Origin of the sequence: Cupriavidus sp. Met-2 (genome assembly GCF_049843575.1) — a bacterium.
In the GTDB taxonomy this organism is placed as follows: Bacteria; Pseudomonadota; Gammaproteobacteria; order Burkholderiales; family Burkholderiaceae; genus Cupriavidus; species Cupriavidus metallidurans.
The window spans coordinates 85,940-97,563 of the sequence record NZ_JBBHZL010000001.1; the positions used below are offsets into that span (position 1 = coordinate 85,940).

An 11,624-nucleotide genomic window follows, 5' to 3' on the forward strand; every position below is an offset into this window, starting at 1 on the left:
CCAGCGCCGGATCGTCCATCGTCCGCAGCCCGGGGGGACTCAGTGGTCCCCGCCGCAGGCCTCGCAGCCCGGCGTGCGCACGAGGCGCATCGTGGTCCACTCCATCGACATGGCGTCGACCATCAGCAAGCGGCCCGCCAGCGTCTCTCCTACACCAGTCAGCAACTTCAGGGCCTCGGCGGCCTGTACCGTGCCGATCATGCCGACCAGCGGCGCGAACACGCCCATCGTGGCGCAGGCGGCCTCAGGCGCCGGTTCGGATGGCGGGAACAGGCAGGCGTAGCACGGCGCATCGGGATTGCGCAGGTCGAATACGGTGACCTGGCCGTCGAAACGTAGCGCGGCGCCGGATACCAGCGGCTTGCGGTGACGCAGGCAGGCGCGATTCACCGCGTGGCGTGTGGCGAAGTTGTCGCAGCAATCGAGCACTACATCAGCCTGCGCGACGAGACCATCCAGTTCGGCGTCGCCCACCCGCATCGGCACCATGCGGATGTCGATGTCGGGGTTGATGCGCAGCATTCCCTCCCTGGCCGATTCGACCTTGGGGCGGCCCACGTTGGCGGTGGTGTGCAGGATCTGGCGCTGCAGGTTGGTCAGGTCAACGTCATCGTCGTCGACGATCGTGATCGTGCCCACGCCGGCCGAGGCCAGGTAGGGCAACGCCGCTGCACCTAGCCCGCCTGCGCCGATCACCAGCGCATGGCCGGCCAGCAGGCGCTCCTGGCCTTCGATGCCGAGCTCGTCAAGCAGGATATGGCGCGAGTAGCGCAGAAGCTGATCGTCGTTCATGGTCCACGTGGAATCAGGAGATCAAACAAAAACGGCCCGCCGGTGCAATACCGCGGGCCGCAGGGCTGAAGGCGGGAAGCGCCACGCGCCAGTGTCGCGCGGCGGGGCTTCTCGCGTCCTGCCGTTACTTCTTGCCGGTCGGCGTACCCAGCGGTTCGCCGATCGGGGCACTCGCGGGCGGCGGGCTGGAAGGCTTGGCCGGGGCCGCCGGCTTGGCTGCCGGTTTGGCGGGCGCCTTGCTGGCCGGCTTCGGGTTGTCGGAGCTGTCCGGCTTGCCAGCCGTGCCGGTGGCTTCCAGGCGCGACTTCGAACGTTGCACCGGCTTGCCGTCGAGCTGTGCGATGGCCTGCTGCAGCATGAAGTCGTCAGCAGAACCGAATTCCACCGGCTTCTTCTTGCGTTCCTTCTCGCGCTCTTCCGGCGTCTTCTTGGCGTTCTCTTCTTCCAGGCGGCGCAGTTCTTCCACGCGGCGCTGCTCGCGTTCGGCCATTTCCGGCTCTTCCGACTCCTGCTTGTTGTGCAGGTGGCGTTCGGTGTCGATTTCACGCGTGATCAGCGCGTCGTCCGGATCGCCATCGGGGTTCTGGTCGACCGGGATATCCGGGCGGATGCCCTTGGCCTGGATCGACTTGCCCGACGGCGTGTAGTAGTACGCGATCGTCAGCTTGATGCCGGTGTCGTTGGTCAGCGGGCGAACGGTCTGGACCGAGCCCTTGCCGAACGTCGTCTTGCCCATGAGCGTCGCGCGCTTGTGGTCCTGCAGCGCGCCGGCCACGATTTCCGATGCTGACGCCGAGTAGGCGTTGGTCAGCACGACCATCGGCAGCTTCTTGAACTCTGCCGGCAGGTCCTTGAGCGGATCGTCCTCGAGCGACGACAGGCGGTAGTTGCTGAACGACGCCTTGTAGACGCGCTTGGCATCCGGCACCTGGCCGTTGGTCGATACCACGACCGAATCCTCGGGCAGGAAGGCCGCGGCCACGCCTACCGCGCCTTGCAGCACGCCGCCACCGTTGTTGCGGAGGTCCAGCACGATACCGCGCAGGTTCGGATTCTTATCAGCCATCTCCTTGAGGCGACGGCCCAGATCGGTCACGGTACGTTCCTGGAAGCTTGTCAGGCGCACCCAGCCGATGGTGTTGTTGTCGAGCATCTTGGTCTTGACCGACTGCACGCGGATTTCCGCGCGCGTGATCGACACCGGGAACGTGCGTTCCTCGCTCTTGCGGTAAATCGTCAGCGTGACCTTGGTCCCCGGCTCGCCGCGCATGCGCTTGACCGCTTGTTCCAGCGGCAGGCCGCGCACCGGCTTGTCGTCGATCCGCGTGATCAGGTCACCCGGCTGGATGCCTGCGCGGAACGCGGGCGTGTCCTCGATCGGGTTGATGACCTTGACCAGGCCTTCTTCCTGGGAAATCTCGATGCCCAGGCCGGCGAAGCGTCCGCGCGTGCCTTCCTGCAGTTCCTTGAAATCCTTCTCGTCCAGGTAGGCCGAGTGCGGGTCGAGGCTGGCGACCATGCCCTTGATGGCTTCGGTCAGCAGCTTCTTGTCGTCGACCGGCTCCACGTATTCGCGCTTGATCTGCCCGAAGATATCGGCCATCAGCCGTAACTGGTCCAGCGGCAGCGGCCCGGTCGTATTCTGGGCGGTCGCCGAAATCTGCAGCGTGGCGAGCACGCCGGCAACGACGCCTATTGAGACGAGGCTAATGTTCTTGAGCGTCTTACGCATGAGGGCAGCCTGAACGTGTGAGGATTTGTGCAAGGGTCAGGTCCGTGCCGGGATGACCCGGGGGGCGGATTTGACCGACAGTATAAGAGGGTGCGGAGAAAAAGACCTGCGGGCCGCCATTCCATGGTGGTGGCGGCCACACAACGCGGCGCGCCTACCCGGGTGCGACCCGGGCCGGCGCATCCGCGCGCCGGCTGTCAGCGGGCCTTGCCCTGGCTGGCCACGGCGGCCAGGGACGCCGCGATGGCTTCCTGGTCGCCCAGGTAGTAGTGGCGCAGGGGGCGCAGGTCGGCATCCAGCTCGTAGACGAGCGGGGTGCCATTGGGGATATTGAGGCCGACGATATCGTCATCCGAAATCTGGTCCAGATACTTTACGAGGGCGCGAATGCTGTTGCCATGGGCGGCGATCACCACGCGCTTGCCGGATTTGATGTCGGGAGCAATGGATTCGTTCCACAGCGGCATCACGCGGGCCACCGTGTCCTTCAGGCACTCGGTCAGCGGGATCTCCGCGCGCGGCACATTGGCGTAGCGCGGGTCGCCGAAAGAGGCACGTTCGTCGGTCGGCTCCAGCGCGGGCGGCGGCGTGTCGTAGCTGCGGCGCCACACCAGCACCTGCTCGTCGCCGTACTTCTTGGCCGTTTCCGCCTTGTTCAGGCCGGCCAGCGCGCCGTAGTGACGTTCGTTCAGGCGCCATTCATTGCGCACCGGAATCCACATCAGGTCCATTTCGTCTTGCACGTGCCAGAGCGTGCGGATGGCGCGCTTGAGCACGGAGGTGTAGGCCACGTCAAAGGCGAAGCCGGCTTCCTTGAGCAGCGTGCCGGCCTGTTTGGCCTGCGCGGCGCCCGTATCGGTCAGGTCGACGTCGACCCAGCCGGTGAAGCGGTTTTCGAGGTTCCACGTGGATTCGCCGTGGCGGATGAGAACGAGCTTGTACATGCTGCTTCCAGGGAGTAAATGACCTGCAGTGCGCACGATCCGTCGCAAGGCCGGCGGCGGCCGGGAGGCGACGGACAAATATCGGCGTGGGCACGAAACCGCGTATTTTATAATGCCGCCGACCCAACCCAACGGAATGCCAACGTGAATTTCTTCGCCGATTACAATAACCTGGCCCTGATCGCCATCGCCGTGGTCTCTGGCGGCCTGCTGGCCTGGCCGACGATCAAGAGCGGCACGGGCGGAAAACGCGTCAATGCGGCCGCAGCCACGCAGCTGATCAACAAGCGCAATGCGGTGGTGGTGGATATCCGCGACGCTGCTGAGTTCGCCAAGGGCCACATGCCGCAAGCGAAGAGCGCGCCACTCGACGACCTGCCCAACCGGGCCGGCGGTCTTGCAAAGGATAAGGCCATCCCCATCATCGTGGTATGCCAGAACGGCCAGCGCTCGAGCAAGGCTCAGGCAGCCTTGAAGGAAGCCGGGTACAGTGAGGTCTATGCGCTCGAAGGCGGCATGGCCGCCTGGCAGCAGGCCGGACTTCCGGTCATCAAGTAAGCCCATTCATCGAAGTATTCGCGGCGCGGACCGCCCCGGGCGGTCCGCGCCGTTGTTTTGAATTCAAGGAGATTTCGCATGGCCCGCGTCGTCATGTACAGCACGGTGGTGTGCCCCTACTGCCAGATGGCAGAACGTCTGCTCAAGCAGCGGGGCGTCGAGTCGATCGAGAAAATCCTGATCGACCGCGAACCCGGCAAGCGCGAGGAAATGATGACTCGCACCGGCCGCCGGACCGTGCCGCAGATCTATATCGACGAGACACACGTGGGTGGATTCGACGACTTGTCCGCGCTGGACCGTCAGGGCGGCCTGGTGCCGCTGCTGGCGGCCTGAGCCCCGGCCCCGGCGGTTTCCCAGCGAGATCAACGACCTATCCGATTGACGCCGGCCCCGGGTGAATTCGCCCACGGCGTCATGTACCATATGCGCTTTCCAACTGGCCGCCGGTGATCGACACCACCGGCGCCGCATGGCGCAGCGCGCCCAAACCGATCCATCCGGAAGCCTTTCATGAGCGACCAGCAACAAGCCAACCAGCAGGACGACCAGCCCTTCTTCAACATTCAGCGCGTGTACCTGAAGGACATGTCGCTGGAGCAGCCGAATTCGCCGGGCATCTTCCTCGAATCGGAAGCCCCCTCGGTGGAAGTCCAGGTCAACGTGGGCGCCTCGCAACTGCAGGAAGGCATCTTCGAAGTGGTCGTGACCGGTACTGTGACGACCAAGGTGCAAGACAAGGTGGCCTTCCTGGTGGAAGCGCACCAGGCTGGCATCTTCGACATCCGCAATGTGCCGGTGGAGCAACTGGACCCGCTGCTGGGCATCGCCTGCCCGACCATCCTGTACCCGTACCTGCGCGGCAACATCGCCGACGTGATCACGCGTGCCGGCTTCCAGGCGATCCACCTGTCGGAAATCAACTTCCAGGCGCTGTACGAGCAACGCCTGCAGGCCGCGATGGAAGAAGCGCAAGGCCAGGGCGGCGACTCGGGCATCGTGATGCCTGACGGCAGCCAGGCCCGCCACTGATCGGCGACTGCCTGTCGGACACCAGAACGGGGCTGCGGCCCCGTTTGGTGTTTCTGCGAGGCGTCAACGTTCATACTGTCGCGACGACAGCGCTTTCCGCTGACTTCACAGGCCTGCCATGAAACTGACCATTCTCGGCGCCGGCGCATGGGGTACCGCGCTTGCAAGCCACGCGGCCACGGCCGCCGCCGATCATGACGTGGTGCTCTGGGGGCGCGATCCGGCTCAGCTTGCCGGCATCGCCGCAACTGGCGTCAACGCCACCTATCTGCCGGGCGTGAGCCTGTCGCCCCGGCTTGTCTGCGAGCCCGATTTCGATCGCGCCGTCGATCACGCCCTGACCGATCCGGAGGGGCTGCTGATCATCGGCACGCCGGTATCCGGCCTGCGCGAGATGACGCGCAGGTTGGCCGCGCGTCGCAAAGGGCCGCTGGCGATGCTCTGGCTCTGCAAGGGCTTCGAGGCCGAGACCCATGCGATGCCGCACCAGATGGTGCACGATGAATTGAACGCGCTCGGCGTGGCGCCGGGCGAGATCGAATATGGCGTGCTGACGGGGCCGAGCTTTGCCAAGGAAGTGGCGCAGGGTCTGCCGTGCGCGCTGACCGTGGCCGGCACCGCGCACGTGCTGATCGATCGCGCGCAGGCGGCATTCCATCACCATGCCATGCGCATCTATGGCAGCGACGACCTGATCGGCGTCGAAGTCGGTGGCGCGGTGAAGAACGTGCTGGCGATCGCCACCGGTGCCAGCGATGGCCTGGGGCTTGGGCTCAATGCGCGCGCGGCGCTGATCACGCGCGGGCTGGCCGAGATGACCCGCCTGGGCCTTGCGCTCGGCGGTCGCGTCGAGACCTTCATGGGTCTGGCCGGCATGGGTGACCTGATCCTGACCGCCACCGGCGATTTGTCTCGTAACCGTAAGGTCGGCCAGCAACTGGCGGGCGGGAAGACGCTCGACCAGATCCTGGCAGACCTTGGCCATGTGGCCGAAGGCGTGCGTTGCGCGCAGGCCGTTGCCGCGCTGGCGGCGCGCGTCGGTGTGGAAATGCCGATCACGCGCGCGGTATGCGCGGTGCTGTTCGAAGGGTTGCCTGTTGCCGATGCGGTCTCGCAGTTGCTGCAGCGTGACGCGCGCGACGAGTAACACTTGATGCCGAGTCGACGCCACACCCTCAAGGCCCTGATCGCCACCTTCGCAGCCGGCGCGGTTCCTGCCGTTGCCCATGCCGATACCTGGCCCGCCAAGCCGATCCGCATGATCGTGCCGTTCCCGCCGGGCTCTTCGCCGGACTTGATCGCGCGTATCGTGACCGAGAAGCTCGCCACAGTGCTCGGTCAGCCCGTGGTTGTCGAAAACCGGCCGGGCGCCGGCGGCAATATTGGCACCGGCATGGTTGCCAAGGCTGCGCCCGATGGCTACACGCTGCTGTTCACGATCAACGGTCCGCTTGTCACCGCGCCGTCGCTGTATCGCCATCTGAGCTACGACCCGATGAAGCAGCTCGCGCCGGTCACGCTGGTGGCGACGTCGCCGAACGTGCTGGTCATCGACGCCCGCCTGCCGGTGCATACGTTGCGCGAGTTCGTCGCGCTGGCCAAGTCGAAGCCGGGCGCGCTGAACTATGGCTCGGTCGGCAACGGCAGCGCGGCGCATCTGGCGATGGAGCAGTTGAAAGCGATGGCTGGCATCGATCTGCAGCACGTGCCGTATCCGGGCTTTCCGCAGATCACCACGGCGATCGTCGGCGGGCAGGTGCAGGCCGGCTTCATGGTGCCGGCGATTGCCATGCCGATGGTCAACGCGGGCAAGTTGCGCATTCTGGCCGTGACCACCACGGGCCGGACGTCCCTGCTGCCATCGGTGCCGACCGTGGCCGAATCGGGCTACCCTGGATTCGAGGCGATTTCATGGCAGGCGATTCTGGCGCCGGCCGGCACGCCGGCGCCGGTCGTCGACCGGCTCTACCGCGAACTCGTTCGGATCATCGGCAGCGATGACATCCGCGAAAAGATGCGCACGCAGTATTTCGTCCCGGCGGGTACCGCGCCGGCATCGTTGCGCGAAACGATGGTCAGCGAGAAGGCACGCTGGGACAAGGTGATTCGCGCGGCCGGCGTGCAGCCCGAGGGCTGACCGCGCTGTCGATTCAACTTCCGCCCGCGAAGCCGTTCTGACGCCATGCCTCGAAGACGACCACGGCCACCGTGTTCGACAGATTGAGGCTGCGGTTGTTGGGGCGCATCGGCAGGCGGATGCGCTGCGCGGACGGGAACCACTCGCGGCGCTCCGGTGCGAGCCCGCGGGTCTCCGAACCGAATACGAACCAGTCGCCCGGCGCGAAGCTGACCTGGCCGAACGGCGTGGAGCCGTGCGTGGTCAGCGCGAACATGCGCGTGGGGTCCGGCTGCTCGGCAGCCATCAACGCATCCCAGCTTTCATGCACGCGCATCGTCGCGTACTCGTGATAGTCGAGCCCCGCGCGGCGCATCCGGGCGTCTTCGAGTGGAAATCCCAACGGCTTGACCAAATGGAGCTGCGCGCCGGTGTTGGCGCACAGGCGGATCACATTGCCGGTGTTCGGCGGGATTTCGGGTTCGACAAGAACGACGTTGAACATGATGGGATAGGCGAAAAACCGGAGCGCAGCTTACCGCTAGTCGCAGCCGGTGTCACGGCGTGCGCAGTGCCGGCAGCGCCGTCACCCGCGCGGCGCCATGCGCCTTGAGCACCCGTGCCGCCTCACGTAGCGTGGCGCCAGTGGTCATCACATCGTCGACCAGTCCGATATGCAGTCCGTCTAGCCGGCAGGGCGGGTCCAGCACGAACGCATCCCGCAGATTCGCCTGCCGTGCCGACTGGTCGAGCACACGCTGGCTGACCGTGTCGCGCCGGCGGGTCAGCAATGTTGCCGAGACCGCGATGCCAAGCTGCCTGCCCAGCGGCCGCGCGATTTCCCACGCCTGGTTGAAGCCGCGGCCCGCCAGCCGTTGTGGCGCAAGAGGAATCGGCGCCAGAACATCGGGCGCGATACCCGCCGCTTGCATCCGGGTCGCCATTTGCCGGGCGATCCATGCGGCGGCGGGGAGGCGCGCGGCAAACTTCAGGCGCAAAACCAGTCGATCGGCTGGCGTGATGTAGTTGCCCAGCGTCAATGTGGCGTCGATGGGGTCGTCGTCAGCGCAGGCGTCACATCGGCCCGCTTTCACACCGGGTATGGTGCCGGGCATCGCGCAACGCGGGCAGCGTGGAACGATTCTCAACAGCGTGTCGGCGCAACCCGCGCAGACCACGTCGCGCTGGACCTTCGCGCAGATCAGGCAAACCGACGGCAGCAGGGCTGACCAGAGCCCGGTGATCCCGCCGGCACGCCCGGCGAGCTGCGAAGAGGGCGCGTATACTCCAGTCCCTGTTGGCCGGCCATCCGGGTCCGGCCCATGCCGAGGTGCGACACGCTGTTGCGCCGCCCGCCGATTCCACTGATTCCGTTCCGTCTCTCCGTGTCCCTGCATGCTGCTGATTCCCCCGATGCCTGGTTGCCGCCCGCGCGCCTGACCCGGCTTGCCTTTGACCGCCGCAGTCCCAGCTTCGGCCAGCTCGATTTTCTGCTGGGCGAAATCGGCCAGCGGATGCACGAGCGCATGGACGTGGTCAAGCTGACGCCGCGCCGGGCCATCGATATCGGCTGCGGCCACGGGCAGGGCCTGGCGGGATTGCGCGCGCGCTTTCCCGATGCGCAGATTGCCGGTCTCGATATTTCCGGCGCTATGCTGCAGCAAGCGGGACAGCGCGATCCGCAGCGGCGCCCCGGCTGGATCGGACGCCTGCTCGGCAAGCGGCCGATGTTCGACCTGGTGCAGGGCGATCTTGCCACACTGCCATTCGGCGCGGCCAGCTTCGATCTGTTGTGGTCGAACCTCGCCTTGCACTGGCATCCGGAGCCGCATCGCGTGTTTCCGGAATGGCATCGCGTGACCGGCGACGAAGGGCTCGTGATGTTCTCGCTGTTCGGCCCCGACACGCTGAAGGAACTGCGCGCGGCGTTTGCCGATGTCGATCTCGACGCGCACACGATGCGCTTCGTCGACATGCACGATATCGGCGACATGCTCGTGCACAGCGGCTGGTCCACCCCGGTGATGGACATGGAAACGCTGACGGTCACCTACGAGTCGCCAGAGAACCTGTTGCGCGAAGTGCAATCGTTCGGCGGCTTCCGTCGTCCGGGGGCGGTCGGGCTGCGTGGCAGGCGGTGGTATCGGGCCGTGCTGGCCGCGCTCGAACGTCAACGTAACGCCGATGGCGTGATCCCATTGACGTTCGAAATTGTCTACGGCCATGCATGGAAGCTGGCGCCGCGTGGCAGGCAGGCAACCGACGATCAGGGCCGCGCAGTTGTGCCGGTCGACAGCATCGGACGCGCCAGGCCGCGACCGTGAAAGCGGCGTCGCGCATGGTTGCGCGACAATGCGCGCGCGCCGATTGTGTTGACTATCGGGGGCGATGCGGCCATGCACAAAAACTAGATGAGCGCAAGCACTTCGGTCAAATCCTACCTTGTTCAGGTATGCGAAGCGCCATATAATGCGCCAGTTTGTCGCAGTGGTCCCCTGGCACAAGAACGTCCCTGGAATGCACTTCGCATGTGCAAACCTCCGATGTGTTTCGTCCCGGGTGTGCATCCGATGCGGAGTGGTTGGCGATGCAAGACTTGGGTATCGCATTCCAGACGGCAGTTGGTGACTCCGGCGGAAATCTCGACGGACGCACCCCCTTGCCGAGTAACGACTGGCTGATGAAGCGAAATTGCTCGCTCACTCCGCGCCAGGCCGGCTGGTTCTACTTCTCCATCGTATGTTTCTCGACAGCTATCGCGGTGTTCTTCGCCGTGTGGCTGGGGGCCTGGCTCGTACTGCCGTTTGCTGGCCTGGAATTGCTCGGGCTGGGGATTGCCCTGCTGGCGTATGCGCGCCATGCGGCGGATTATGAACGCGTGAGTGTGACCGACGGAATGCTGGTCGTGGAGACAGCCAGCGCCAGCCGGATCACGCGGGAAGTATTCAACCCACGCTGGGTGCGGGTTGAACTGGGTGAATCGTTCCGGGCGCCGGTGGTACTGCGGTCGGACAAGCGCTCCGTGCAGGTGGGGTTGTATCTGGACCCGTATCGGCGGCGCAAGTTCGCGCAGGAACTCGCGGTGGCCTTGCAGCGTGTCTGAAGGGACAGGTTGCGGGGCAGGGCGGGGACAGATTTGAATCTGTAAATTGGGTAGATAAACAATGAAAATGTGGAAGAAGGCATCCGCAGCATGTCTGGCAGGCGCGTCCCTGCTTGTCAGCCAGGCGGCCTCCGCGGTCAGTGACATGCCAGGCGGCCCCGCCGTCCGACAGCTCAACCTGGCCGAACCCGTTACAAAAATCGCCGAACAGATTCACTGGCTGAACTGGATGATGCTGATCATCTGCACGGTGATCTTCGTCGCCGTGTTCGGCGTGATGTTCTATTCCATCTTCAAGCACCGGAAGAGCAAGGGCGCCCGCCCGGCCTCTTTCCACGAAAGCATCACGGTGGAAGTGGTCTGGACGATCGTGCCGTTCCTGATCGTGATCGCCATGGCGCTGCCGGCGACGAAGACCGTGGTGGCGATGAAGGACACCACGAACTCGGATATCACGATCAAGGCCACCGGCTATCAGTGGAAGTGGGGCTATGACTACCTCAAGGGCCAGGGCGAGGGCATCTCGTTCGTGTCCACGCTGACCACGCCGCGCGAGCAGATCAACAACCAGCAGGAAAAGTCGAACACCTACCTGATGGAGGTGGACAACGAACTGGTGGTGCCCGTCAACAAGAAGATCCGTATCGTCACCACTGCCAATGACGTGATCCACGCCTGGATGATTCCGGCGTTCGGCGTCAAGCAGGATGCGATCCCGGGCTTCGTGCGCGACACCTGGTTCCGTGCCGAGAAGACCGGCGTCTATCGTGGCCAGTGCGCCGAACTCTGCGGCAAGGAACACGCGTTCATGCCGATCGTGGTGCGCGTCGTGTCCGATGCCGAGTACACGAAGTGGGTTGACGACAAGAAGAAGGCGATGGCCGCGGCGGCGGACGATCCCAACAAGGTCTGGACCCTCGACGAAATCAAGGCGCGCGGCGAAAAGGTCTACGCGACCAACTGCGCGGTCTGCCACCAGCCGACCGGCAAGGGCGGTGGTCCGTTCCCGGCGCTGGACGGCTCCAAGGTCGTCAACGGTCCGAAGGCTGGCCAGATGCACGTGCTGCTGGAAGGCCGTAACGCCATGCCGTCGTGGAAGCAGCTTTCCGACACCGAGCTGGCCGCTGTCATGACGTACACGCGGAATAGCTGGGGCAACAAGACCGGCGAAGTGATTCAGCCGGCGGACTTCACGGGCGCCCGCACGGGCAAGTTCCCGGAAGGCGGCGGCGCACAGGCCGGCGCAGGCGATGCAGCCCCGAAGGCTGCCGCGCCGTCCAGCACCCCCGACAAGCAGGCCAGCCTCGCGGGCAACCGCGTCGCAGGCTGACCCGCGGTAGCCCCGCA

13 protein-coding genes are annotated in these 11,624 nt (G+C 65.3%); 8 read left to right on the forward strand and 5 right to left on the reverse strand.

Annotated features, from left to right (window positions below; all coding sequences use genetic code 11):
- Positions 1 to 39: 39 nt before the first annotated feature.
- From WD006_RS00410 to gpmA, 3 genes are all read right to left on the reverse strand, one after another.
- Complete coding sequence (locus WD006_RS00410) at positions 40 to 792, reverse strand: HesA/MoeB/ThiF family protein (RefSeq protein WP_029306763.1); 753 nt, start codon at positions 790 to 792, stop codon at positions 40 to 42.
- Positions 793 to 916: 124 nt separating this feature from the next.
- Entirely contained in the window at positions 917 to 2,524 is a 1,608-nt protein-coding gene (locus WD006_RS00415) for a S41 family peptidase (RefSeq protein WP_011515145.1), read from the reverse strand.
- A 197-nt stretch (positions 2,525 to 2,721) separates the two neighbouring features.
- Entirely contained in the window at positions 2,722 to 3,468 is a 747-nt protein-coding gene (gpmA, locus tag WD006_RS00420; RefSeq protein WP_011515146.1) for a 2,3-diphosphoglycerate-dependent phosphoglycerate mutase, read from the reverse strand.
- Between the two features lie 144 nt (positions 3,469 to 3,612).
- Here gpmA and WD006_RS00425 point away from each other — a divergent pair, with 144 nt between their 5' ends.
- The 5 genes from WD006_RS00425 (at position 3,613) to WD006_RS00445 (ending at position 7,195) form a co-directional block, all read left to right on the forward strand.
- The gene (locus tag WD006_RS00425; protein WP_011515147.1) at positions 3,613 to 4,026 is read left to right on the forward strand and encodes a rhodanese-like domain-containing protein; all 414 of its coding nucleotides are present in this window, start codon (positions 3,613 to 3,615) and stop codon (positions 4,024 to 4,026) included.
- A gap of 78 nt (positions 4,027 to 4,104) precedes the next feature.
- The gene (gene grxC, locus WD006_RS00430) at positions 4,105 to 4,362 is read left to right on the forward strand and encodes a glutaredoxin 3 (protein WP_008642652.1); all 258 of its coding nucleotides are present in this window, start codon (positions 4,105 to 4,107) and stop codon (positions 4,360 to 4,362) included.
- A 177-nt stretch (positions 4,363 to 4,539) separates the two neighbouring features.
- Complete coding sequence (gene secB, locus WD006_RS00435) at positions 4,540 to 5,058, forward strand: protein-export chaperone SecB (RefSeq protein ID WP_008642655.1); 519 nt, start codon at positions 4,540 to 4,542, stop codon at positions 5,056 to 5,058.
- A gap of 118 nt (positions 5,059 to 5,176) precedes the next feature.
- Entirely contained in the window at positions 5,177 to 6,205 is a 1,029-nt protein-coding gene (locus WD006_RS00440; RefSeq protein WP_008642656.1) for an NAD(P)H-dependent glycerol-3-phosphate dehydrogenase, read from the forward strand.
- Positions 6,206 to 6,211: 6 nt separating this feature from the next.
- The gene (locus WD006_RS00445) at positions 6,212 to 7,195 is read left to right on the forward strand and encodes a Bug family tripartite tricarboxylate transporter substrate binding protein (RefSeq protein WP_011515149.1); all 984 of its coding nucleotides are present in this window, start codon (positions 6,212 to 6,214) and stop codon (positions 7,193 to 7,195) included.
- A gap of 13 nt (positions 7,196 to 7,208) precedes the next feature.
- Here the strand turns inward: WD006_RS00445 and trmL are convergent, their stop codons facing one another.
- Positions 7,209 to 7,679: a tRNA (uridine(34)/cytosine(34)/5-carboxymethylaminomethyluridine(34)-2'-O)-methyltransferase TrmL gene (trmL, locus tag WD006_RS00450; RefSeq protein ID WP_011515150.1), complete on the reverse strand. Its 471-nt coding sequence runs from the start codon at positions 7,677 to 7,679 to the stop codon at positions 7,209 to 7,211.
- A 52-nt stretch (positions 7,680 to 7,731) separates the two neighbouring features.
- Positions 7,732 to 8,268: a ComF family protein gene (locus tag WD006_RS00455; protein ID WP_231138497.1), complete on the reverse strand. Its 537-nt coding sequence runs from the start codon at positions 8,266 to 8,268 to the stop codon at positions 7,732 to 7,734.
- A gap of 228 nt (positions 8,269 to 8,496) precedes the next feature.
- On the opposite strand from WD006_RS00455, the gene WD006_RS00460 reads away from it, so the two are divergent.
- The 3 genes from WD006_RS00460 to coxB all read left to right on the forward strand — a co-directional run bounded on the left by WD006_RS00460 (position 8,497) and on the right by coxB (position 11,607).
- Positions 8,497 to 9,498 (forward strand): methyltransferase domain-containing protein, encoded by a 1,002-nt coding sequence (locus WD006_RS00460; protein WP_029306762.1) that lies wholly within the window; start codon positions 8,497 to 8,499, stop codon positions 9,496 to 9,498.
- 263 nt (positions 9,499 to 9,761) lie between these two features.
- On the forward strand, positions 9,762 to 10,277 hold the full coding sequence (locus tag WD006_RS00465) for a DUF2244 domain-containing protein (protein ID WP_011515153.1): 516 nt from the start codon (positions 9,762 to 9,764) through the stop codon (positions 10,275 to 10,277).
- 61 nt (positions 10,278 to 10,338) lie between these two features.
- Positions 10,339 to 11,607 (forward strand): cytochrome c oxidase subunit II, encoded by a 1,269-nt coding sequence (coxB, locus tag WD006_RS00470; RefSeq protein ID WP_008642668.1) that lies wholly within the window; start codon positions 10,339 to 10,341, stop codon positions 11,605 to 11,607.
- Positions 11,608 to 11,624 lie beyond the last annotated feature (17 nt).